The sequence below is a fragment of the Arthrobacter sp. Y-9 genome, assembly GCF_029690065.1.
In the GTDB taxonomy this organism is placed as follows: Bacteria; Actinomycetota; Actinomycetes; order Actinomycetales; family Micrococcaceae; genus Arthrobacter_E.
The window spans coordinates 2,466,434-2,490,759 of sequence record NZ_CP121463.1 but is presented as its reverse complement, the minus strand read 5'-3'; the positions used below and the strand labels follow the sequence as shown (position 1 = coordinate 2,490,759).

18 protein-coding genes are annotated in these 24,326 nt (G+C 67.5%); 14 read left to right on the top strand and 4 right to left on the bottom strand.

Going from position 1 to position 24,326, the window contains the following annotated elements; all coding sequences use genetic code 11:
• The first annotated feature begins 60 nt into the window (after positions 1-60).
• The 9 genes from P9849_RS11185 to secA all read left to right on the top strand — a co-directional run bounded on the left by P9849_RS11185 (position 61) and on the right by secA (position 12,097).
• On the top strand, positions 61-456 hold the full coding sequence (locus tag P9849_RS11185; protein WP_066211110.1) for a chorismate mutase: 396 nt from the start codon (positions 61-63) through the stop codon (positions 454-456).
• On the top strand, positions 453-1,520 hold the full coding sequence (locus P9849_RS11180) for a hypothetical protein (protein ID WP_278266867.1): 1,068 nt from the start codon (positions 453-455) through the stop codon (positions 1,518-1,520). Before P9849_RS11185 ends, P9849_RS11180 begins: the two co-directional genes overlap by 4 nt.
• A gap of 66 nt (positions 1,521-1,586) precedes the next feature.
• Positions 1,587-2,261: an MtrAB system response regulator MtrA gene (mtrA, locus tag P9849_RS11175; protein WP_066211108.1), complete on the top strand. Its 675-nt coding sequence runs from the start codon at positions 1,587-1,589 to the stop codon at positions 2,259-2,261.
• A 232-nt stretch (positions 2,262-2,493) separates the two neighbouring features.
• Complete coding sequence (gene mtrB, locus P9849_RS11170; RefSeq protein ID WP_278269153.1) at positions 2,494-4,194, top strand: MtrAB system histidine kinase MtrB; 1,701 nt, start codon at positions 2,494-2,496, stop codon at positions 4,192-4,194.
• Between the two features lie 11 nt (positions 4,195-4,205).
• On the top strand, positions 4,206-6,029 hold the full coding sequence (locus tag P9849_RS11165; protein ID WP_278266866.1) for an LpqB family beta-propeller domain-containing protein: 1,824 nt from the start codon (positions 4,206-4,208) through the stop codon (positions 6,027-6,029).
• A 273-nt stretch (positions 6,030-6,302) separates the two neighbouring features.
• Positions 6,303-7,178: a phosphoribosyltransferase family protein gene (locus P9849_RS11160; RefSeq protein WP_278266865.1), complete on the top strand. Its 876-nt coding sequence runs from the start codon at positions 6,303-6,305 to the stop codon at positions 7,176-7,178.
• 141 nt (positions 7,179-7,319) lie between these two features.
• A complete protein-coding gene (gene raiA / locus P9849_RS11155; RefSeq protein ID WP_107004430.1) occupies positions 7,320-8,000 on the top strand; it encodes a ribosome-associated translation inhibitor RaiA in 681 nt (226 codons plus the stop codon).
• 46 nt (positions 8,001-8,046) lie between these two features.
• Complete coding sequence (locus P9849_RS11150; protein ID WP_278266864.1) at positions 8,047-9,264, top strand: crosslink repair DNA glycosylase YcaQ family protein; 1,218 nt, start codon at positions 8,047-8,049, stop codon at positions 9,262-9,264.
• A 115-nt stretch (positions 9,265-9,379) separates the two neighbouring features.
• Positions 9,380-12,097 carry a preprotein translocase subunit SecA gene (secA, locus tag P9849_RS11145; protein ID WP_278266863.1) on the top strand — a complete coding sequence of 906 codons (2,718 nt, stop codon included), beginning with the start codon at positions 9,380-9,382 and terminating at the stop codon, positions 12,095-12,097.
• Between the two features lie 40 nt (positions 12,098-12,137).
• Here the strand turns inward: secA and P9849_RS11140 are convergent, their stop codons facing one another.
• Both P9849_RS11140 and P9849_RS11135 read right to left on the bottom strand, forming a co-directional pair.
• The gene (locus P9849_RS11140) at positions 12,138-12,506 is read right to left on the bottom strand and encodes an Rv3235 family protein (RefSeq protein ID WP_278266862.1); all 369 of its coding nucleotides are present in this window, start codon (positions 12,504-12,506) and stop codon (positions 12,138-12,140) included.
• A 213-nt stretch (positions 12,507-12,719) separates the two neighbouring features.
• Positions 12,720-13,697, bottom strand: a complete 978-nt coding sequence (locus P9849_RS11135; RefSeq protein WP_278266861.1) for a hypothetical protein — start codon at positions 13,695-13,697, stop codon at positions 12,720-12,722.
• Positions 13,698-13,803: 106 nt separating this feature from the next.
• Here P9849_RS11135 and P9849_RS11130 point away from each other — a divergent pair, with 106 nt between their 5' ends.
• Positions 13,804-14,412, top strand: coding sequence for a hypothetical protein (locus P9849_RS11130; RefSeq protein ID WP_278266860.1), 609 nt, complete (start codon positions 13,804-13,806; stop codon positions 14,410-14,412).
• Positions 14,413-14,438: 26 nt separating this feature from the next.
• Here P9849_RS11130 and P9849_RS11125 read toward each other — a convergent pair whose 3' ends face one another.
• The gene (locus P9849_RS11125) at positions 14,439-14,669 is read right to left on the bottom strand and encodes a helix-turn-helix domain-containing protein (RefSeq protein WP_278266859.1); all 231 of its coding nucleotides are present in this window, start codon (positions 14,667-14,669) and stop codon (positions 14,439-14,441) included.
• A 150-nt stretch (positions 14,670-14,819) separates the two neighbouring features.
• Between P9849_RS11125 and P9849_RS11120 the strand changes: the two genes are divergently transcribed.
• The 4 genes from P9849_RS11120 to P9849_RS11105 all read left to right on the top strand — a co-directional run bounded on the left by P9849_RS11120 (position 14,820) and on the right by P9849_RS11105 (position 23,382).
• Complete coding sequence (locus tag P9849_RS11120) at positions 14,820-15,455, top strand: hypothetical protein (protein WP_278266858.1); 636 nt, start codon at positions 14,820-14,822, stop codon at positions 15,453-15,455.
• Positions 15,456-15,568: 113 nt separating this feature from the next.
• A complete protein-coding gene (locus P9849_RS11115; protein WP_278266857.1) occupies positions 15,569-16,933 on the top strand; it encodes a P-loop NTPase in 1,365 nt (454 codons plus the stop codon).
• A gap of 83 nt (positions 16,934-17,016) precedes the next feature.
• Positions 17,017-21,864 (top strand): NAD-glutamate dehydrogenase, encoded by a 4,848-nt coding sequence (locus P9849_RS11110; protein WP_278266856.1) that lies wholly within the window; start codon positions 17,017-17,019, stop codon positions 21,862-21,864.
• Positions 21,865-21,879: 15 nt separating this feature from the next.
• Entirely contained in the window at positions 21,880-23,382 is a 1,503-nt protein-coding gene (locus tag P9849_RS11105) for a PAS domain-containing sensor histidine kinase (protein WP_278266855.1), read from the top strand.
• Between the two features lie 450 nt (positions 23,383-23,832).
• Here P9849_RS11105 and P9849_RS11100 read toward each other — a convergent pair whose 3' ends face one another.
• Complete coding sequence (locus tag P9849_RS11100) at positions 23,833-24,081, bottom strand: WhiB family transcriptional regulator (RefSeq protein WP_066211085.1); 249 nt, start codon at positions 24,079-24,081, stop codon at positions 23,833-23,835.
• Positions 24,082-24,326: the final 245 nt, after the last annotated feature.

Genomic DNA, 24,326 nt, shown 5'->3' with positions numbered 1-24,326 from the left:
CCCGTCCCACTCAGCGGACATCCGCCGTGGTTGCCGGTCCGCGTCAGTAAACTGGTTCCCATGACCGCGGAGCATCACATCAGCCAGGCCTTTGATTTCGATCCCGAAGCGAGCTCGCTCGCCGGGGAAGTGGACCAGAGTGTCATGGACGAGCTCCTCACCATCCGGTCCAGCATCGACAACATCGATGCCACCCTCGTCTTCCTCCTGGCAGAGCGGTTCAAGGCCACGCAGCGTGTCGGCGTGCTCAAGGCCCGTCACAAGCTGCCCGCCGGGGACCCGGGCCGTGAGGCGGCGCAGATCGCCCGCTTGCGCGCCCTCGCCACGGAGGCCCACCTCGATCCCGCCTTCGCCGAGAAGTTCCTGAATTTCATCATCAGTGAGGTCATCCGGCACCACGAAGCCATCTCCGCCGATCACGAGCGCCAGGCCGGGCAGGCCGGCTCCCCGGCGTGACCGCCGAGCAGCGGGGCCTGAGCGGCGCCCGCGTGATCGGGTCCGCCCACGGCCCCTGGCCCGGGACCGACCCGCTCGAAGCCACGCGGGCCCTGCGCGGGGAACTCGGAGCACCGCACGCGGCTCCGTTGGCCGAGCTGCCGTCCCGGGGTGTCGGCTCCGACGCCACTGGACGGAGCGCCGCGCTCCTCGTCGGGCTGTCGGCCGATGTGCAGCCCCATGGCTGGCGCCTCGGTGAGACCGGCTCCGCGGATCATCGCCGTGCGCTGTCGGCGCTCGCCACGGATCTGCAGGTGCTCGCCGACGTCGCCGGGGAGGAGGAGGCCGCGCCCGGGCCCCTCAAGCTCCAGCTGCTCGGGCCCGTGACCCTCGCGGGTTCGCTGTATCTGCACCATGGCGAACGCGTGATCTCCGACCACGGTGCACGCCGCGATGTGGCGCAGGCCCTCGCGGAGGGGGTCCTGGACCACGTGGCCGCCGCCCGGCGTGCGGTCCCCGGTGCCGAGATCGCCGTCGTCGTGGAGGAGCCCCTCGTGACCGAGGCGCTCGCCGGCACCATCCCCACCGCGAGCGGCTACCGCACCCTGCGCTCCCTGCCCGGCGAGGAGGTGACCGCCTCCTGGCGTTGGCTCGTGGACGCGCTGCACTCCGCGGGCGCCGCCGAGGTCGCCATCGCCGTTCCCGGGGTGGAAGCGCCACTGGAGCGCATCGTGCAGGCGGGCGCGGACGGGGTGGGTCTCAAGACGGCCACCCTCACCACCCGGCAATGGGAACGGCTCGCGGGGCTTCTGGAAGGCGGGAGGACCATGTGGGCGGAGTGCGTGCCGCTGACGGTCGCGCCCGGCCAGGAGGCGCGCACGACGACGGCGCTCGCGGACTCGCTGCTGAGGACGTACCGCGATCTGGGGCTGCCGTCCTCGCTGGTGCCGCGGCTGCGGCTCCTGCCGGAATCGCGGTTCGTGTCCGAACGGGGCGGCTGGAGCCGGACCCCTCAGGAGGCCCTTCGGACCCTGCAGCGCGTCACCGCGCTGGCGGACTCGCTGGAGCAGTCGATCGCGTCCTGACCGGGCGAATCACCGCTGAGGACACGGATACGACAAAGCCATGGCCGTTAAGGGAAGATGGGTGCCATGAAGGGACGCATTCTGGTAGTTGACGACGACGAGGCACTGGCCGAGATGATCGGCATCGTGCTGCGCAACGACGGCTTCGACCCGAGCTTCTGCGCAGACGGCGCCCAGGCGCTCAGCGCCTTCCGCAGCGCCAAGCCGGACCTCGTCCTGCTGGACGTCATGCTGCCCGGCTCGGACGGCATCGAGGTCTGCCGTGCCATCCGGGCGGAGTCCGACGTCCCGATCGTCATGCTGACCGCCAAGTCGGACACCACGGACGTGGTCCGGGGTCTGGAGTCCGGCGCGGACGATTACGTCCCCAAGCCGTTCAAGCCCGCCGAACTCGTGGCCCGTGTGCGCGCCCGCCTGCGCCCGGGCGACCAGAAGGCCCCCGAAACCCTCAAGATCGGTGACGTGTCCATCGACGTGGCCGGTCACACCGTGACCCGTGCCGGGGCGCCGATCTCCCTGACCCCGCTGGAATTCGACCTTCTCGTGGCCCTGGCCCGCAAGCCCTGGCAGGTGTTCACCCGTGAGCTGCTCCTGGAGCAGGTCTGGGGCTACCGTCACGCCGCGGACACCCGTTTGGTGAACGTCCACGTCCAGCGGCTGCGGTCCAAGATCGAGAAGGACCCGGAGTCCCCGGAGATCGTCCTGACGGTGCGTGGTGTCGGATACAAAGCCGGTTCCTGATCCCGGCGCCTCCGCTGGTTCCTCACCTGCCGGCGCCTCCGTCGGCTCCGCGACCGCCGTGCCGGGCAAGGCCCTGGTGCGTGTGACGGACGCGACCACCCTCCCTGCCGGGGGAACGCAGACGGAGGCGGCCGCCGTCGTGCCGGAGACCCAGGACGCCAGCGGGGTTCTGAAACGCTACGGCGGACGGAGCGGGCGTCTCGTCCGGCTCTTCGGACTCCGGGCGCTGGCGATGCTGCGCCGCGCCGCGCGGCTCCTCTGGCGCGGCGTGACCTGGCTCGGCCGGTCCATCATCCACCGCTGGCGCCGTTCGCTCCAGTTCCGCACGGTGCTCGTCACGGTGCTGCTCGCCTCCGTGGCCCTGGTGGCCGTGGGCGCGTACCTCAGCAGCCAGATCGCCAGCAATCTCTTCCAGGAGCGTCTGCACCAGGCGGAGAACGACACTCGGAGCAGTGTCGCCACTGTTCAGAACACGTTCGACGGCGCTCAGGTCACGGACCTCGACTCGGTGCAGAAGCTCGTGGGGGACACCCTCGCGGCGCTGGACAGCAGGGGCACCCAGCTGAACCGGCGGTTCATCTTCCTGGCCGTCCCGGACCAGACCCAGCCGCGCACCCGCTGGGTGGACTCGCGGAGTTCCACCGACATCGGGCTGAGCGTCCTCCCGGATGATCTGCGCGAGGCGGTCCAGAAGGCCGGCCACGAGCAGTACTGGGCCTCCACCGCGCTGCCCGTCCCGGGTGGGACCGATCCCGCCATCGTCATCGGCAACAAGGTGTCCTTCAACGGCAGCGTCTATGAGCTGTACCTGATCTACGACATCTCCTCGGCCGAGACGACCCTGAACGACATCCAGAACGTGCTCCTCATCGGCGCCGGAGTCCTCGTAGTCCTGATCGGGGTGCTCGCCTGGTACGTGACGAGCGCCGTGGTCCGGCCCATCAGCCATGCCGCGCACGTGTCCGAGAACCTCGCGGCCGGTCAGCTTCAGGAACGGATGCTGGTCAAGGGCGAGGACGAGGTCGCCCGTCTGGGCGCCTCGTTCAATCACATGGCGGCGAGCCTGCAGGAACAGATCACCCAGCTCAACACGCTGTCGCAGATGCAGCAGCGCTTCGTCTCGGACGTGTCCCATGAGCTGCGGACGCCTCTCACCACGGTCCGCATGGCGGCCGATGTGCTGTACGAGTCGCGGGACGATTTCGACCAGATCAACAAGCGCTCCGCGGAGCTGCTGCACACCCAGGTGGAGCGGTTCCAGTCCTTGCTGGCCGACCTCCTGGAGATCTCCCGCTACGACGCCGGAGCCGCGCAGCTCGACGCCGAACCACTCGACCTCGCCGCGCTCATGGGACGCGTGATCGAGGGCGCCGAGCCGGTCGCGGAGGAGTACGGCTCGGCCGTGCACCTCACCGCGCCGCCGGAGGGTGTCGTGGTGGAGATGGATGCCAAGAGGATCGAGCGGATCCTCCGGAATCTGCTGCTCAACGCCCTGGAGCACGGCGAAGGCCGTCGGATCGACGTGATGGTCGCCGCCAACGACGATGCGGCGGCGGTGACCGTGCGGGATTACGGTCTCGGACTGGACCCGGCCCAGGCGGCCCGGGTGTTCGACCGCTTCTGGCGGGCCGACCCGGCGCGCGCCCGATCGACCGGCGGCAGCGGCCTGGGCCTGTCCATCGCCCTGGCCGACACGAAGCTCCACAACGGCTGGCTCGAGGCGCGTGGCCGCAAAGGCGACGGCAGCACCTTCCGGCTCACCCTCCCGCTCAAGGTCGGCGGCACGATCGTCGAATCCCCGCTGCCGGTGGACAACTATCAGCCCGCTGAAGCGCCCGTAAGCCTTCCGCGCTTCCTGCCGCCCGCCCTTCCGGCCGGGTCCGGAATCGCCGAACACCACGTCGAGGAGATCGGGCGGGAGGACTCCCGGTGAAAGGACATTCCGTGGAACCGAGACGGTCCGGCGCGGCAGCCGCGGACTCCGCGGCCGTGACCACGGCGCAGGGTGCGGTCAGTCGCGGACGGATTGCCGGACGACGGCTTGCCGGACGACGACGGGGCGCGCCGTCGGTGCGGAAGGCCCTCGCGCTGGTGCTCGCCGTCGTCGTGCTGGTGGCGGCAGGCGGCTGCGCGTCGATCCCGCGCTCCGGACCGGTGGGCAAGAGCCAGGGCGACACGGCGCCCCAGGCCAAGGACGCGCAGAACTACTATCCGCAGCCCCCGACGCCCGGCGGATCGCAGGACTCGATCATCGAGGGCTTCTACAACGCGGGCAGCAGTGACGCCGACGATTACCAGGTGGCCCGCCTGTACTTGTCGCAGAGTGCGTCGACCACGTGGAAGGCGGAGGTGGGCACCCTGGTGTACCGCTCCGCGAAGGTGGAGCGCGGGGCCAAGGCCAACGAGTACGTCTATGACCTCGACCTCGCCTACGAGGTGGACGGCCAGGGCATCGTGACCACCCACCCGAAGGGCACCCACCGTCGGGTGCCGCTGACGCTGGCCCAGGTCAACGGCGAATGGCGCATCAGCCAGCTCGCCGGCGGGACGGTCATCCCTCAGGATGTCTTCCAGCGCCGGTACAACCCCTACACGCTCTACTTCTACGACCCCAGTTTCCGATACGCGGTCCCCGATGTGCGCTGGTTCATCCGCGGTTCCAGCACGGCCACGTCGATCGTCAAGGCGGTCCTCGCCGGGCCGGCGCCCCACTTGAAGGGGGCCGTGGTCAGCGCGTTCCCGGATGGGACCCGGCTCGCCAAGGACTCGGTGCCGATCGTGTCCGGCACCGCACAGGTGGACCTCACGGCGGAACTGCTGCAGAGCTCCGTGACGGACCGGCACCGGATGCTGAACCAGCTGACGATCGCCTTGCGCGCGCCCGCCTCGGTGGTCAGTGTCCAGCTTCTGGCGGGTTCCACGGCGCTGACCATGGACGGTTCCGACTCCGTGGTCCCTCCCATCCTGAACGCCACGGTCCCCTCGTGGCAGGTGTCCGTGCTGCAGAAACAGCTCGGGATCTACGACAACAACAAGGCCGAAAGGGTGAAGGGGCTGGACACCGCGGAGTACAACCCTCGCAATCCGGCCGTGTCCTACACACAGGACACCTTCGCCTTCCTCAACCAGCAGCGCTCGGCCCTGTACATGGCCAGCGCCGGCAAAACGCTGAAGGAAGTCCTTGACGGCACGGAGCTGCTCCGGCCGAGCTTCGATCCGCAGGGCTGGGTCTGGAGCGGTAACAGCGGCACCGCAGGCGGTAAGCTCACCGCGTTCAACTCGGACAATGCCTTCGGTCCCGCTCCGCCGGCCTCCGTGACGCTCACCCCGGACTGGCTGCGCGGGCAGACCGTCAAGGACGCTCAGCTTTCACGGGACGGCACCAGGATCCTGATCCTCACCGGCTCGGGGGAGGGCACCAAGGTCCTCATCGCCGGGGTCATCCGCAGCGCGGACGGCACGCCCCGTGGCCTGACCACGCCCTTGCCGCTCTCCGACGGGAAGAACGTCACCCAGGGCGCCTGGGTCAGCGACACCCAGGTGCTCGTGGCCAACACCTCGGGCTCCGGCGCCGAATCGCCCGTGCTGCTGTCGCTGCGGAGCTTCCAGGCCCAGGAACTGTCCGACGTCGTCGGCCTGCGCGGGATCAGCGTCGGCAACGGCGTCCAGGACATCTACGTGCAGACGGCCACCGGGCTGGCTCAGCGGGTGGGCAACACCTGGGTCCAGCAGGGTGCGGGTGTGAAGGACCCGAAGTTCGCCGGCTGAGGGACGTCTGGACGACCTGATCCGTGCCTTGTGTGGATCGATATCCACATGCACGAGCTGTGTGTTCCACCGCGGACGGTTCTCGCCCAGGATCGTCCCATGGACTCCTTCACCTCTCCGGTCTCTGCCAGCGGACGGTTGCCTTCCGCCGGCCGGCTCTTGCCCGCCGGCCGGCTCTTGCCCGCCGGCCGGCTTTCGCCCAGCGGTCGACGCGCGGCGCCTCGGACCGGACTGTCACGCGCGGTGGGTGGGCTCCTCGCGGGCCTGACCTCCATGGCCAGCCTCGTCACGGGCGCCGAATGCGCGGCCTGCGGGCTGCCCGAGGTCATGCTCTGTCCCGCGTGCCGGCGCGAACTCCACCGCCACGGCCTGGCGCCGTTCCCCGTGGGGGACCGGGCGCCGGCACTCGCGGGCCGTCCGGACTGGACGGTGCTGACGGCCGCCGACTACGCGGGGGTCCTCTCGCAGGTGATCCTGACCCAGAAGCGCCTCGGCCATCGTGAACTGTCGCGCGAACTCGGGGCTCTGCTGCACCGCGCGATCTGGGCGTTTCCCCGAGGGGCCGCACCCGCCACCGGACGGCAGGAGGCTCCGCGTCCGATGTGGCTCGTGCCGGTGCCGGGCAGTGGGGCCTCTTTCCGCACACGTGGCTTCGACCCCCTGGCCCTCGTCGTGCGCTGCGCCGCTGCCGCCGGGCTTCCGACCGACTGCGGAATGATGCCGGCGCTGGCCGTCCGCGGCGTTTCGGAACGCGTGGCGCGCGCGGCCGTGCGCGGCGCCCGACCACGACATGACGGCAACCAGGCCCCGGTGCTGAAGAGGGTGGGCCGGGCGCTCCGGAAAACCCTGCCGCGGCCGGGAAACGGGCAGAAGGGACTCGGCGCCTCGGCCCGCAGAGCACGCCTGTCCGGCAGCATGAGACTGTCCCGGGCCTTCAGGGTCGTCCACCGGGCCGATGCGCTGAAGGGCGCCGACTGTGTGCTCGTGGACGATGTCCTGACCACCGGCGCCACGCTGGATGAGGCGGGCCGGGTCCTGGAGGAGGCCGGTGCGAGAGTCCTCGGGGCGGTGGTGCTCGCCGCAGCGAGGCCGCCCTCGGACCGGGGGAGTTCCCAGGAAGAAATAAGTGAACAAGGGATGAATTACTGAGCGCTATCCACTAACGTCAGTACTGGGTACCAAGCCAAGAAGGTACCTGTCGATAGCGGCTCGGAAAGGGGCTCGACTGTCAAACAGACCGGCCCCAGGAACCAGCCGTCGTCGTGCCACCGAAACACTGTGGAGGACACCATGGAGTTCATGATCAGCGGCCGCAACGTGACTGTATCGGACCGTTTCCGCGAGTACGCGAGCGAGAAACTCTCCAAGCTGGAGACGCTGGGCGACAAGGTCCAGCGGATCGACACGAAGGTCTCCAAGAAAGCCCACTCCCGGTCGGCGGATAACGATCTCACCGTCGAGGTCACTGTTCTGGGACGTGGCCCGGTGATCCGGGCCGAGGCTGTTTCGGGTGATAAGTTCGCGGCCTTCGACCTGGCCTATGGCAAGCTCCTCGAGCGCCTGCGCCGTGCCAAGGACAGGCGGAAGGTCCATCACGGCAGGCACACTCCACAAGCGGTGCATGAAGCGACCGCGAGCCTGGAACCACCGGCGCCTGAATCCCCTGAACCTCCGGCACCCTATGAGATCCCCAACGACATCCCCGCGGGCGATTCGCCCGTGCTGATCCGCCGGAAGGTCTTCCCCGCCACGACCATGACGGTCGACGAGGCCGTGGACAACATGGAGCTCGTGGGCCACGCCTTCTACCTCTTCGTGGACAAGGAGACCGAACAGCATTCCGTGGTGTACCGTCGCACGGGATGGACCTACGGCGTCATCACCCTCGACCCTGAATGCACGGAAGCCGAGGGCCAGGAGAAGATCCACGCCTACCGCTCCGACGATGAGGACGCGGTGGTCGTCGCCTGACGGAAGTGCGCGCCAGAGGTGGCGCGCAGGACAGACAAGGAGCACCGTGCCGGAAACGCTGACTCTCGCCCAGGCGAGGAGAATCGCACTGGCGGCACAGGGACTCTCGAAGGAACGGCCCACCGGCCCCGCCACAGCGAGGTCGGTGGGCCGTTCCTTCGCTCAGATGCAATTGGTGCAGATCGACTCGGTCAACGTCCTGTCCCGCAGCCACTACCTTCCGTTCTTCTCGCGGCTGGGAGCGTACGACAAGGCCCTGGTGGACCGGATGTCCCAGAAGGCTCCGCGGAGCACGATGGAGTTCTGGGCACACGAGGCGAGCTTCATCCAGCCGGCCCATTTCGAAGCCCTGCGCCATTGGCAGCGCCGCCGTTGGGTGAGCGCCGAGCACCTCGACGCCGGTCAGCGTGAAGAACTGCGGGAGAGCATTCTGGACGTGCTCGGGCGCTCGCGGCCACTGACCGCGTCCCAGCTCACGGAGCGCCTCGGCCACGTCGAAGAGAAGCGCAACGACCACTGGGGCTGGAACTGGAACGCCGTGAAGGTGGTGCTGGAGTACCTCTTCGCCCGCGGCGAGGTCACGTCTGCCGGCCGGACGGAACAGTTCGAACGCCGTTACACCCTGACCGCCCGGGCCTTCCCCCTCCTGGATTCCCTTCAGGGGCCCGACTTCCATGATCCTGCCGCCCGGGAGTCCTCCCTCGATCTCCTGGTGGAGGCTTCCGCCAGAGCACACGGCGTCGGCACGGTGAAGTGCCTCGCGGACTATTTCCGGCTGCCGGTCCGGCCGGTGGCCGAGGCCCTCGAGCGCCTGGCCGCGCGCGACGTCGTGCGCCCCGTGGACGTCGACGGCTGGGGGAGCGGGCTGTACCGTCATCTCGGGGTGAAGCTTCCGCGGGCCTCCGCGGGGCAGGCCTTGCTGAGTCCGTTCGATCCGATGGTGTTCGAGCGCACCCGCCTGGAACGGCTTTTCGGCTTCCACTACCGGATCGAGATCTACACGCCCGCCCATCGCCGCCGTTACGGGTACTACGTGCTGCCGTTCCTGCTCCGGGACACCATGGCCGCACGGGTCGACTTGAAAGCGGATCGCGCGGCGTCGCGTCTGCTGGTGCGCGGCGCCTACGAGGAGCCCACGGCTCCGTCGGACACGGCGGCCCGGCTGGCCGGGGAACTGGAGACCATGGCGTCCTGGCTGGGACTGGAATCGGTCGAGGTCGAGGGAAGCGACGACTTCACCGCCCGGCTGAAGCGTTCGCTGTAGGCGCATTCGACCCTGCAAGCGGGAACCCTGGGCGGTTCCCACACGTGTCTCACGTAGACTGAACACGCCGTGAACGGCATGCCAAGACACGCGTATCGATTGGGAGTACCCGCACGTGGCCTCACTTCTTGAAAAACTCTTGCGCACCGGCGACAAGAAGACGCTCAAGCGTCTCCGCAACTATGCGGACGCCATCAATGCACTTGAGGATTCCTTCACAGGCTTCACCGATGCCGAACTCCGTGCTGAGACGGACCGGCTGCGGGAACGCCATGAGGACGGCGAGTCCCTCGACGCGCTGCTGCCGGAGGCCTTCGCCGCCGTCCGTGAGGCTTCAGCCCGAACCCTGGGCATGCGGCACTTCGACGTCCAGCTCATGGGTGGAGCCGCGCTGCACCTCGGCAACATCGCCGAGATGAAGACCGGTGAAGGCAAGACCCTGGTGGCCACCGCTCCCGCGTACCTGAACGCGCTGAGCGGCAAGGGCGTGCACGTCGTCACGGTCAACGACTACCTCGCTGAATATCAGTCCGAACTGATGGGCCGCGTGTACCGGTTCCTAGGCCTGACCAGCGGTTGCATCCTGGCCAATCAGGATCCCGCTCTGCGCAAGGTCCAGTACGACGCGGACATCACCTACGGCACCAACAACGAGTTCGGCTTCGATTACCTGCGCGACAACATGGCGTGGGACAAGTCCGAACTGGTGCAGCGCGGTCACAACTTCGCGATCGTCGATGAGGTGGACTCCATCCTGATCGATGAGGCCCGTACGCCGCTCATCATCTCCGGCCCGGCCCAGGGCGATGCCAACCGCTGGTACGGCGAGTTCGCTTCGCTGGTGCAGAAACTCGAGGAAGGCCGCGACTACGAGGTCGACGAGAAGAAGCGCACCGTCGGTGTTCTCGAGTCCGGCATCGCCAAGGTGGAGGACTACCTCGGCATCCACAACCTCTACGAATCCGCGAACACCCCGCTCATCGGGTTCCTGAACAACGCGATCAAGGCCAAGGAGCTGTTCAAGCGCGACAAGGACTACGTTGTCATGGACGGCGAAGTCCTCATCGTCGATGAGCACACCGGGCGTGTGCTCGCCGGCCGCCGCTACAACGAAGGCATGCACCAGGCGATCGAGGCCAAGGAGAAGGTCGAGGTCAAGCCTGAGAACCAGACTCTGGCGACCGTGACCCTGCAGAACTACTTCCGTATGTACGACAAGCTCTCCGGCATGACCGGCACGGCCGAGACCGAGGCCGCCGAATTCATGTCCACGTACAAGCTCGGCGTGGTGCCGATCCCCACGAACCGGCCGATGCAGCGCATCGATCAGCCCGACCTCGTCTACAAGAACGAAGTGGTCAAGTTCGACGCCGTCGTGCAGGACATCGTCGAGCGTCACGAGAAGGGCCAGCCGGTCCTGGTGGGCACCACCAGCGTCGAGAAGAGTGAGTACCTCTCCCAGAAGCTGGCCAAGGAGGGCGTCCGTCACGAAGTCCTCAACGCCAAGAACCACGCTCGCGAAGCCGCGATCGTCGCCGAGGCAGGCCGTAAGGGCGCCGTGACCGTGGCCACCAACATGGCCGGTCGCGGTACGGACATCATGCTCGGCGGCAGCCCCGAGTTCACCGCGGTCGCTGCGCTCAAGGCGCGGGGGCTGGACCCCGAGGAGCATCCCGAAGAGTATGAGGCCGCCTGGCCTGAGGCTCTGGAAGCCGCGAAGAAGGCGGTCAAGGACGAGCACGAGGAAGTCCTGGAACTCGGCGGTCTGTATGTGCTCGGCACGGAACGTCACGAGTCCCGTCGTATCGACAACCAGCTCCGTGGCCGTTCCGGCCGTCAGGGTGATCCGGGTGAGTCCCGCTTCTACCTGTCGCTCACGGATGACCTCATGCGCCTCTTCAACTCCGGTGCGGCGGAACGTCTGATGGCTTCGACCCTGGACGACGAGACCGCGCTCGAGTCCAAGATGGTCTCCCGTGCGATCGCCTCGGCCCAGGGCCAGGTCGAAGGACGCAACGCTGAGCAGCGGAAGAACGTGCTCAAGTACGACGACGTCCTGAACCGCCAGCGCGAGGCCATCTACGGCGACCGTCGCCGGATCCTCGAGGGCGACGATCTGCACGAAAAGGTGCAGTTCTTCCTCGAGGACACCATCAACGCGGTGATCGATGACGCCACAGCCGAGGGACACAGCGAGGAGTGGGACTACGACCTCCTGTGGAGCAACCTCAAGACGCTGTACCCGATGACCCTGAGCCAGAAGGACATCTTCGATGAGGCCGGTGGCAAGGCCGGCGTCACCGCTGCCTTCCTCAAGGACGAGATCCTCTCCGACGCGCGTCTCGCCTACGAGGCACGGGAGAAGCAGCTCGGCAGCGAGAACATGCGCGAATTCGAACGCCGTGTCGTTCTCTCCGTGATCGGCCGCAAGTGGCAGGAACACCTGTATGAGATGGACTACCTGAAGGAAGGCATCGGGCTCCGCGCGATGGCCCAGCGCGACCCGCTGGTGGAGTACCAGCGCGAGGGATACACGCTCTTCCAGGCCATGATGGCCGGTATCCGCGAGGAGTCGGTCGGCTTCCTCTACAACCTGGAGGTGGAGGTCACCGAGACTCCCGCCGCCGAGGCCACGTCGGAGCCGCACATCCATGCAGCAGGCCTGGAGACTCCGGAACAGCCCGCGCAGCTGCAGTACTCCGCTCCGGGTGAGGATGGCGAGACGGAGACCCACGTCGAGCGGAAGGACTCCGCGACGGACGCCACTCGTGACGCACGGTCCGGCAACCCCGCCCGCAGTGGTGGCAAGAAGGGCAACCGCAAGCGTCGCTAGTCGCCGGGATTAATCGCCGGGTCGGGAAACCGTCCAGTGGTCACCCGATCTCGAGGGCCGTCACGATCCAGGAAACACGCCGTGCTTCCATCCGGATCGCGACGGCCCTCGTGCGTTGACGGCAACGGACCACGGCGGTGGCCTCGAGGACCAGGGGCGTGACGCATTGGGCGTGGACGCTCTGCACATGGGCGTCCGCGTAGGGTGACGGGCGATCCCGCCCGAAGTGTTCCTGACATTCCTGGACCAGGGCCCTGCGGAGCTGAAGCGATGAGAACAGCGGAGGTTCCATCCAGCGCGACAACTGTTGAAGCGGCCGTGTGCCGTTCAGCGCCTCCATGATGGCCTGCACCAGGCGATGGACCTGCCCTTTGAGCTGATGCAGCCTTCGAGCGTCGTCGAGGGACACGGGAAGAGGCTGGGGCGGGATCGATCGTGGAGGCGTGATGGTCCGGAGGGTTTCCGCACGGCCATCACCCGTTCTGGGTGATCGGTGCGGACTTGCTGGGGGAGGAGCTCCAGCCTCGGCAGGTGTTGATGCAGGCGGTGTCATGGGATGTTCTCCTTCGAAAACGTTGGTGTCGGGGTGCCGTCATCACGGCAGGGTGGAGAAGCCGCCGCGTCATCGCCTGTCCGGCACTGTGAGGACCGTTCCCGGCAAGAGGTGGTTCGGGTCGCCACCGATCACGTCGCGATTGGCGGCATACCAGCGGGGCCAATACCTGGCGATCTCCACGTCCGTGGCTCCGGGGCCCAGCTCGCGGGCCGCCAGAATCCAGAGGGAATCACCGGACCGGACTTCGACTTCCCGCGGTGCGGATGGATGGGCCGCAGGGGATCGCCGCGGCCCTGCCGCCAGATGGCCCGCCTCGGGGAGGCCGCCCGAAGGTGTCCAGCCAGGATCCAGCGAACCCGGCCCGTCCGAGGGGGCGGGGGACCAGACACCTTTCGCGGAGTTGCCGTGAGCCCGGGCCCTCGGCTCCGGGGGTATGTCCGTCTCGGAGACTCCGTCCGACCACGTCGGCTCAAGGGACCGCTCCTCGAGGGTGTGCGAGGCGGACTCTGTCGGCGTGTTCGTTCCGTGCGCGCCGCTCAACGAATCCAGGAGACCTTCCCGTACCGGCGACGTCGAATGGCGGGGCTGCGGCGAGGAGGCGGGGTGAACGGGCGAATCCGCGAGGACGGTACTCGGTGCGGCACTGACGGCGGCCTGGGCTCCGGTGCTGCCGAGGAGACTGAGGCCCAGGACCGCCAGTGCCAGGCGTCGCATGAACGCCGGCGACCACTTGCCCAGCTGGTCAGACGGCGTTCGGCGCCCACGCATTTCCGAGGCGGCGGACAGGAAGGCCATCACCATGGACAGCAGCCACCAGACCACTGTCGCCGACCCCGCCCAGAAAACGATCGAACCCACCAGTGTCTCCACCCGCTGGTCGGGCAGGTCCGAGGTGGCCCAGCCGGGGTGTGCCGAGCCTGTTGAGCGATTGAACCAGCCGATCAGCATCAAGCCGGCTCCCACACCGAGGACGTACAAGGACACCACGGCATCTGCCCTGGTTCCTGAAGGCATGTGGCGGTGCTGAGGCTGCGCGAGCTTCATCAACCTCTCCTTTGATGTCATTTGATGCGATTTGATGAAAGTAGATCCATCTTGATCCGGCTGAGGGCGTTTGTCCAGAGTGTGTTTCAAACAGTGTGACTTTTGAATGACAGGGCGTCCCTTCTACGGTGATCCCATGCGCTGGGGACTGCTCTTCGGAGACATCGAAGCTCAAGTGGATGAGGCTCTGCGCCTGGAGAGAGAATCCAGTGCGGCCGAAATGGAACGCGCCGAGTTCGCTCGTGTGCGGTTCCGTGACCGCCTGAGGGGTGCCGAGGGTCGTGTCGTCACCCTGGAGGTGGCCGGCGTGGGTCGACTGGAAGGGGTGGTGCGACGGGTCGGCAGCGATTGGCTGATCGTGGAGGAGAGCGCCTCCGACTGGCTGATCTTCACTCCGTCGATCCTGTCGGCGACAGGGGTGGGCGCGTCCGCTCCTCCTGCCGAAGGGGCCCTGTGGGAAAGACTGGGCGTGACATCCGCCTTGAGGACGGTGTCCCGTGATCGGTCCGCGGTCCGGGTGTTCCTGAGCTCCGACGGCCAGGGATCCCCGGTGCGGTCCGGGGTGATCGCGCGGGTCGGCGCCGACTTTCTGGATCTCTGGGAGGCGGACCGGGCCATGGAGGCCGGAGGGCGGCACGCGGTCCACACGATTCCCCTGGCCGCCTTCAGGGCGCTCCAGAGCGGAGCGGGGGCAGGGGTGTTCGGCGCCCTCTGACGCCCGGAGTCCGGTGGAGCCGGACCTCAGCTGGAAGTGGGGCTCTCCGAGGGGGAAGCGGAGTTCTCGATGCTGAGCCTCGTCTGCTCGTACTGCTCCTGGATGTACTCCTCGAGCTTCTCGGCCTCTACTCGCCAGACACCGCGTCCGCCGATCCGGATGGCCTTCAATTGCCCACTCCTGACGAGCGCATAGGCCTGCGAGGAGTTGATCTGGAGGATCTCCTCCACGTCGGCGAGGGTCAGGAAGCGGCGCATGAACCCATTCTGCCATCTTGTGGATCGGCGCGAAGGTCAGTTATCCACAGACCGGGATCATGCGGTGTCACTCGACAGAGAATTGCGTCACTCTTCATGAATAATCACCCGGGAAAGTGATGTGTTCCCTTCGATGGATTGGAGAGTTCCATGAGCGACGCCGCCGTGAGCCGCCTGAGAAAGCCCTCGTGGAAGGATCCTCGTCTTCTCCTGGGACTTCTTCTGGTCCTGCTGTCCACCGCGGGCACGATCTCGCTGGTCGCCAGCCTCGACCGGGGAATCGAGGTCTACGTGGCACGGAAGGGGATCCCGGCGGGTGATCACCTCGTGGCTGCCGACTTCGAGCGCTCCACCATGAGACTTGGAGGTGCGGAGACGCAGTACCTCCGCGCGGACCAGCCGTTTCCAGAGGGGATGATCGCGACGGCGTTCGTCGGAAAGGGGCAGCTCGTCCCCACCAGCAGCATCGCCGCAGCCCGCACGCTCACCAGCAAGCCGGTCGCCGTTCCGGTGGAGGGCGTACTTCCGGAGCAACTGCAGGAGGGCGCCGCCGCGGACCTGTGGGTCGCCGCTCCGGACGAGCGTAACGGATTCAAGGAACCTCACCTTCTCGTCCGGGCGGGAGACGTGGTCAAAGTGGTGCAGAACCAGCAGACGTTCGGTGCGAATGCCTCTCAGGTGGTGATCGTGCTCATCCCTGACGGCCAGTTATCCCAGGTTCTCGCCGCGCAGGCCAACAAGTCCAGGATCTCGCTGGTCTGGAATCCTGCGGGGCACGCTTCATGACAGTGAGCATCGCCGCTCATGGCAGCGGATCGGCGGAACTCGCAGAGAGGCTGAGTGGGGCGCGACGCGGCGTGTTCACGGTGGTCAGGCGGAGCGAGAGCCTTGAGGAACTGATGGGTGCCTGTCAGGCCGGCCTGGCGCAGGTGGCGCTCTTCGCCGGAGGCGATCTGGCGCTGGACGCCACCACGGTCGACCGACTGAGAGCTCTCGGGGTCGTGGTGCTGGTGCTGAGTGGTGATCCTTCGGAACGAGAGCGGCTGGCGCGCGTGGGAGCGCTGACCCTGCCTCCCGACGCTGAGGTGGCGCAGGTGGAGGAATCGCTCTCGACGGCTCTGGACGTGGTGGGCCGCCAGGTGGATTCATCGCGTGCGGCCAACGACGACGGCGCGTCCGGGCCGAGGGCGACGCCGGGGAGTTCCTGGGCGCGGGTTCCCCACCAGAGCACCGGCCGACCGCCGGAATCCGCGGTGGACGGGTCCGCGGACGCCGGTGGAGACCCCGCCGGCCGCCCGGTGGGCGGTCGAAGTCAAGTGGTGGGAATGCGGGGCAACGCCGCCGGTGCCGGAACGGCCACCGAGGGGCGCCGGCATCGACAGCACACGGCGCAGGATCCGGCGGGACCGCCCTGCGTCCTTGTGGTCTGGGGGCCTGCAGGAGCGCCGGGACGGACGACGGTGGCGGTCAACATCGCGGCCGAACTCGCGATGGAGGGGCGCCGTGTCGCACTGCTCGACGCCGACTCCTACGGTGCGAGCGTGGCCGCACACCTCGGACTCCTGGACGAGTCGGCCGGTCTCGCCCAGGCGTGCCGTCTGGCGGACCAGGGCAGACTCGATGCGACGGCGCTCGAACGCCTCCGGGTGCCGCTCGCACTGGGGACGGGATCCCTGGACGTGCTGAGTGGCCTCACCCGGCCGGAACGGTGGACCGAGCTCCGCGGGCCCGCGCTCGCGATCGTTCTGGACCTCTGTTCCGCCCTCTATGACCACGTGGTCATCGACGTGGGCTTCTGTCTGGAGGCCGACGAGGAACTCAGCTTCGACACCATGGCGCCCCGGCGAAATGCGGCCACTCTCGTAGCTTTGGAAGCGGCGGAAAGGGTCTACGCGGTGGGGGAGGCCACTGCTGTGGGATTGCCCCGTCTGGTGCGTGCCGTGCCGGCTCTGCTCGAGGCTGCGGCGCAGGCTGAAGCGGTTGTGCTGATGAACAAGGTGCGGCAGGACGCCGTGGGACGCTTCCCGGAGCGCCAACTGCGGGAAGCGTGGGAACGTTTCGGTCCCTCCCTGCCGATCGCTTCATTTCTCCCATTCACCCCGCTGGTTGCGGACACCGCTCTGCGGCAGGGGAGTGTTCTGGCGGAGTCCGCGCCGCACTCCGAACTGCGTCGGGCGGTCCGAACATTGGTTTGTGCACCTGCACAGCGTTCTCGGAAATCCTCTGTGTTTTACGCCACGACGCGGCGCGCAGGATCGCGCTAGGCTCGCCACTAAGACCGCAATGAAGCGGTGAATCATTCTCCCTGGAGGCGTGCAACGTGTCGCTGGCAGACAGCAATCCGACGATGACCAAGGAAACGGTCGACACTTTCCTGGACAACTACTACCAGCACCTCGCACCCGAGGACCGGGCGCGCTACGACGCGGACGTGCTCCGCGAGCGTGCGCTGGCCCACCACGGGCTCGGGAGCCGCCGCTCCCCGGAGCAGGCCCTGGTGGAAGTCCGGACCGAACCCGGATGCAGCGTCGTCCTGATCGTCACGGACGACATGCCGTTCCTGGTCGACTCCGTCGTCGCCGAGCTGGTCCGCCAGCACCGCGCCATCCGCCTCGTGGTGCACCCGATGCTCGTCGTGCAGCGTGATTCCGACACCCACGAAGCCGGCAAGATCTCCCAGGTCCCCGCACACGTGGGCCAGACCAGCGGTGACACCGCCGCCATCCCCTCGCTCGCCTCGTTCGTCGCCGCGGAAGGTTCCACCACGCGCCTCGAGTCGTGGATCGCCGTCGAGATCGACCGGGCTGACGAGGAGGAAGCCGCGGAGCTGGTGACCGGACTCGAGAAGGTCCTTCACGATGTCCGCACCGCGGTCGAAGACTGGCAGAAGATGCGCGACAAGGCCTCCGAGGTCGCCGATGAGCTGGGCCAGCTTCCCGCCGACGCCGGCATCCAGGACGTCGCCGGCGCCCAGGCGCTGCTGCGCTGGATGGAGGACGACAACTTCACCTTCCTCGGCTACCGCGAGTACGACCTCCTGGACGTCAACGGCGAGGACGTCCTGGAGGCCCACGAAGAGGGCGGTCTCGGCCTCATGCGGAGCCTCGGCGATTCCCCGAAGATCCAGCACCTGACGGATTCCGGCCGGTCCAAGGCCCGCGAGAAGCGCGCGCTGGTGATCACCAAGGCGAACTCGCGGTCCACCGTGCACCGCGCCGCGTACCTCGATTACATCGGCATCAAGAGTTTCGACGCCGCGGGCAACGTGACCGGTGAGCGCCGTTTCATCGGGCTCTTCTCCACCAACGCCTACACGGGCTCCGTGCGGACGATCCCGATCATCAAGGACAAGGTGCGCGCCGTCCTCGAAGCCTCCGGGTTCCCCACGGAGTCGCACTCGGGCAAGGATCTCCTCGGCATCATGGAGACCTACCCCCGTGACGAGCTGTTCCAGATGGACGTGCCGGAACTCGTCGCCACCACCCAGGCCATCATGCTGCTGCAAGAGCGCCGCCGGACGCGCCTCTTCCTCCGCCCCGACATCTACGGGCGGTTCATGTCCGCGGTGGTCTTCATTCCGCGGGATCGGTACACGACATCCGTGCGCCTGCGCCTCCAGGACGAGCTGACCCGCACGTTCGACGCGGTCTCGATCGACTTCGAGGCCCGGATGAGCGAGTCGGCCCTCGCCCGCGTATTCTTCCGCATCCGGCTGCCGAAGGGCGCCGATCTGAGTGCCTTCGACACCGATGGCCTCGAAGAGCGCCTGGTGCGCGCCGCCCGTTCCTGGTCCGAAGGATTGGGCGAGGTCCTCGGCGAGAATTACCCGGAGGCGACCGCGGAGCGCCTGGCCTCCCAGTGGAGCGACGCCTTCCCGGCCAGCTACCGCGTCGATTACGAGGTGGAGGACGCCCTGCTGGACATCCAGCGCTTCGAGGACTGCCTCGCCCACGCGGCGACGCAGGGCGGGGAGAAGGCCGTCGAGCAGCAGATCCAGCTGCACGCGTACCTTCCGGAAGGCGCCGGCGAGATCCTCGAGGAGGATGCCCGCGTCAAGATCTACCTGCTCGCACCGCGAAGCCTCAGCAAGATCCTGCCGGTCTTCCACAACCTGGGTCTCGAGGTGCTCGATGAGCGTCCGTTCGAGATCGAGACCAAGGATGGCCAGGACTTCTTCCTCTACGACCTCGGCCTGAAGTACCCGGCTGGGACCGATCCGCTGGCCAGCAGCAGCCTGCTCGCCGAGTCGTTCTCCGCGGCGCTGAACGGCACCATCGAATCCGACCGCTTCGACCGCCTGGTGCTCGCCGAAGGCATGACCTGGCGCCAGGTCCTGATCCTGCGCAGCTACGCCAAGTACATGCGGCAGATGGGCAACACCAACTCGTACGGCTTCATCGCCGACACGCTGCTGGCCAACGCCGAAGTCACGCGCGGTCTGGTGGCGCTGTTCGAGGCCCGCTTCGATCCCGCCCTGCCCACCGCCGGCGGCGAGCTCGACGACGACGGCCGCGCCGTCGCCGTCGAGCAGGCTCACGCTGCGCTGGAGGAGGCCATGGCCGGGGTCGCGACGCTCGACGCCGACCGAGTGCTGCGGACGTTCATCAACCTCATCGATCAGACGCTCCGGACCAACTACTACCAGGGCAAGGAGTACCTCAGCTTCAAGCTCAACCCGGCCGGCATCGAAGGTCTCCCCTTCCCGCGGCCCGCGTTCGAGATCTGGGTGTACTCGCCCCGGGTCGAGGGTGTCCACCTGCGCTTCGGCGCCGTGGCCCGTGGCGGCCTGCGCTGGTCCGACCGCCGTGAGGACTTCCGGACCGAGATCCTCGGCCTCGTGAAGGCACAGATGGTCAAGAACGCCGTGATCGTCCCGACCGGCGCCAAGGGCGGCTTCTTCGCCAAGCAGCTCCCGGACCCGTCGGTGGATCGCTCCGCCTGGATGGCCGAGGGCATCGAAAGCTACAAGACCTTCATCCGCGGTCTGCTGGACATCACGGACAACCTCGTGACGGACTCCAACGGTGAGCACGTGGTGGCACCGCGCGACGTCGTCCGCCACGATGCGGATGACAGCTACCTGGTGGTGGCCGCGGACAAGGGCACCGCGTCCTTCTCCGACATCGCGAACGCCATCTCGGCCGAATACGGTTTCTGGCTGGGCGACGCCTTCGCTTCCGGCGGTTCCGTGGGCTACGACCACAAGGCCATGGCCATCACCGCCCGCGGTGCGTGGGAGTCCGTGAAGCGTCACTTCTCCGAGCTGGACCTCGACACGCAGAGTGAGGACTTCACCGTGGTCGGCGTCGGCGACATGTCCGGCGACGTGTTCGGCAACGGCATGCTGCTGTCCGAGCACATCCGGCTCCTGGCCGCATTCGACCACCGGCACATCTTCCTGGACCCCCAGCCGGATGCGGCTTCCTCCTTCGCTGAGCGCAAGCGGTTGTTCGAGCTGCCGCGTTCGTCCTGGGATGACTACAACCGCGATCTGATCAGTGCCGGGGGCGGTGTGTTCCCGCGTTCCGCGAAGTCGATCCCGATCTCGCCCCAGGTCCGCGTGGCTCTGGGCCTGCCCGACGGCACCGAGTCCATGAGCCCGCCGGAACTCCTCAAGGCGATCCTCTTGGCACCGGCCGACCTCCTCTACAACGGCGGCATCGGGACGTACGTCAAGGCCAGCACCGAGAGCCACGCCGAGGTGGGTGACAAGGCGAACGACGGCATCCGCGTCGACGGGCGCGACCTGCGCGTCAAGGTCGTCGGTGAGGGCGGCAACCTGGGCATGACCCAGCGTGGCCGGATCGAGGCGGCCCTGCAGGGCGTCATCCTCAACACGGACGCGATCGACAACTCCGCCGGCGTCGACTGCTCCGATCACGAGGTCAACATCAAGATCTTCATCGATCGCATGGTGTCGGCCGGCAAGCTCGATCCGGCGGAACGCGCAGCGTTCCTGGCGTCCATGACGGACGAGGTCGGCGAGCTGGTGCTCGAAGACAACATCGAGCAGAACATCCTGCTGCTCAACGACCGCACGCGGGTCGCCGAGTGGAGCCCGAGCTACGAGCGCCTCATGGACTGGCTGGACGTGAAGGCCGATCTGAACCGCGAGCTGGAGGCCCTGCCGTCCACCGAGGTTCTGCGCCAGCGTCTGGCACAGGGTCAGGGTCTCACCTCTCCGGAGCTGTCGGTCCTCGCCGCCTACGCCAAGATCGAACTCGCCGACGCTCTGCGCGACAGTGACCTCGCGGACGATCCGTGGTTCGGTTCCACGCTGCGGGCCTACTTCCCGAAGGCTCTGGCGGAGCGTTTCGACGCCGAGCTGGACAGCCACCCGCTGCGCCGCGAGATCATCGCCACCGTGGTGGCCAACGAGATGATCAACGTCGGCGGCATCACGTTCGCCTTCCGCGCCATCGAGGAGACCTCGGCCACCGAGTCCGCCGTGGCGAAGGCGTTCATCGCCCTCCGCGAGATCTACAAGCTCCCGGAGATGCTCAACGCACTGAACAGCCTGCCGGCGTCGTTCCCCACCGCGCACTGGACCACGGTGCACCTGGACATCCGTCGTCTTCTCGACCGCGCGGTGCGCTGGCTCGTGGCCGACGGCGCGACCAGCGCTCCGGTGGCGGACATCGTGGCGGACTTCGGTCCCAAAGTCGCCGCCCTCCGTGGCCGCCTCGCGGATTACCTCCGCGGCGAGGACCTGGTGCGCTTCGAGGCCTGGCGGACCCGCGCCAGCTCCTGGGGTCTGCCGGACGAACTCGGCATCCGGTGGGCGGAACTCTTCGAGAGCTTCCCGCTGCTGGAGATGGCCAGGATCTCCCGTCAGACCGGCGAGAACATGGACGATGTGGCACGCGTGTACTACACGGTGTTCGACCGCTTCCACGTGGACTCCCTGCTGGAGCGCATCAGTGCGCTTCCGCGGGATGACCGCTGGCAGGCCTTGGCCCGTGCCGCGCTGCGCGACGACCTCTACTCGACGGTCGCCGACATGACCACGTCGGTGCTCGGCGTCAGCAAGGGTGAGACCGCGGCCGACGACCGTCTGGCGCAGTGGGAGGACCGGAACGCCGAGCAGCTGATGCGGGCGCGGAACATGTTCGAAGAGGTCAACTCGCTCGAGAAGGACGACATGGCGTCTCTCTCGGTAGCATTGAGGCTCTTGCGTTCCATCGTCCGGCACTGATCGAGGAGACTCCCCGTGGCCATATTCACTGATCCCATCAAGGAACATGCTGATTTCGGCCCCGGGGACGCGGAGTGGCTCCATCTGCTGGTCGGTGACTGGCAGATGGTGGCCGACCTCGCCTTCGCCGACCTCGCCTTGTGGTTCCCGGATCCCGAGCTGGGATTCGTGGCCCTCGCTCACGTGAGGCCGTCCACGAGTCATACCGTGTTCCACACGGACTTCGTCGGCGAAGGCATCCGCTCGGATCTTCAGCCGCTCGTGGAGCGTGCGTGGAAGTCCCGCCACATCGAGCGGTCCTCCGAGGCGGCCTGGAGCAACGGGGACTCGGCGCTCCGGGTGGAGGCGATCCCCATGGTCCGCAATGGCCGGACGCTGGCGGTGGTCACCTCTCACCTGGACCTGTCGAGTTCACGGATGCCGTCCCGGCTGGAACTCACGTACCGGCAGTGCGCCTATGACCTGCTCAAGATGGGCACGCAGGGCCTCTGGCCGGATTTCGCCTCCCCGACGGGGTCACGTCGTGGCGCACCCCGTGTGGGAGACGGCCTCATCCGCTTGGATGCCGATGGCATCGTGCAGTACGCCAGCCCCAACGGGGTGTCGGCTTTCCGTCGGCTCGGTGACATCGAGTCGCTGGAGGGCCGCTCCCTGGCGGAGGTCACGGCGGGCCTCATCAAGGACCGGCGCCTGGCGGACGAGACCCTTCCGCTCGTCGTCACGGGCCGCATGCCGCTGCGTTCCGAGATCGAGTCCCGGGGCGTGTCGCTGACGCTGCGGGCGATCCCTCTGCGGGACGGCACCCATCGTTTCGGGGCACTAGTCCTGTGCCGCGACGTTTCAGAGCTCCGCCGTCGCGAACAAGAGCTGGTCAGCAAGGACGCCACCATCCGGGAGATCCATCACCGGGTGAAGAACAATCTCCAGACCGTGGCCGCGCTGCTGCGGATGCAGTCACGCCGCATGGTGAGCGAGGAGGCCCGTCAGGGTCTGGAACAGGCCATGCGCCGGGTGGCGACGATCGCCCGTGTGCACGAAACCTTGTCGCAGGGCCTGTCGCAGGTCGTCGATTTCGACGAGCTCATCAGTCCGCAATTCCGACTGTCGGCGGAGGTCGCTTCGCCCGCACAGAAGGTGAGCACCGAGCTGACCGGGGAATTCGGCAAACTGCCGAGCGACCTCGCGACGCCACTCGCGCTGGTCATCAACGAACTCGTCACTAATGCCGTCGAACACGGCCTGCAGGACCGGGCGGGCACCGTCTGGCTCGACGCGCAGCGAAGCGTCACCGAAGCGGGCGAGCGCCAACTGACCGTCACGATTTCCGACGACGGCGTGGGGCTGCCGCCGGATGCCGATCCCGCGGCCGGTCCGGGCACCCTCGGCGGCACCAGCGGGGGACTCGGCCTTCAGATCGTCCGCACACTCATCACGTCGGAGCTTCGCGGCACGATCCGCTGGCTGTCCCGTGACGGCGGGGGAACCGTCGTCCGTCTGGTGGTCCCGCTCGACGCCTGAGGCCGTCGGATCCGCGCGGGACTGCTTCAGGTAGGCCGTGCCAGCACCACGGCACCACTGTCGGCAGGTCCTTCCGGCACCAGCTGCCGGCGGCGCAATCCGCCGGTGCGGTCCGCGGCCGCCAGGGTCCGTGAGCAGTGCAACTTGTTGGCTGCGCGGTCCGGTGGCGCGAACTGCCGGCGGCGTAACCCGTTGCACCACGGTCCGCGGGTGCGGACCATGGACTCCACTGTTCGGTGCCGCGACCTGGGGGAGAACGGTCCACCGGCGGCTCGACCCATTGGCGGCACGGTCCGTCGGCGCAGACCACGGGCGCCAGGGTCCGGTGCCGTCGACTTCCAGCAGCACGATCCGCAAGGAGCACGCCAACGCAGTGGCGGGCCGGAACCCTCAGGTTCCGGCCCGCCACTGCGTTGTACTGCTCGGAAGTTCGACTGCTCCGTTTGCGCTTTAGGAGGCGCGGCGAGCCCTCGCGGCGCGGCGCTTGAGTGCGCGACGCTCATCTTCGCTCATGCCACCCCAGACGCCGGCATCCTGGCCGGACTCGAGTGCCCACTGCAGGCAGGTGTCCACCACGGGGCACCGGCGGCAGACGCTCTTGGCTTCTTCAATCTGGAGAAGCGCTGGGCCCGTGTTGCCGACAGGGAAGAAAAGCTCGGGGTCCTTGTCCAGGCAGGCGGCACGGCTACGCCAATCCATGCGATCACTCACTCCAAATCTGTGTTTCAGGCTTTGTGAAAAATTTCACTTGGCCCTTCATAGGAAAGGGGCCATTTCTGGCCCCGCGACTCTATTAACAAGCGTGTCACGTTAACGCGGAGCAAACAAGGGGTGAAAGCCGTCAAATCGCCGGAAAACATGAGTGGTGCATCACATCCCCGGCTCAGTGATGTCCCGAATTTGACTATGTCCGGTAGGGTGCGACTGTGTCAAGGGTCCTGCCG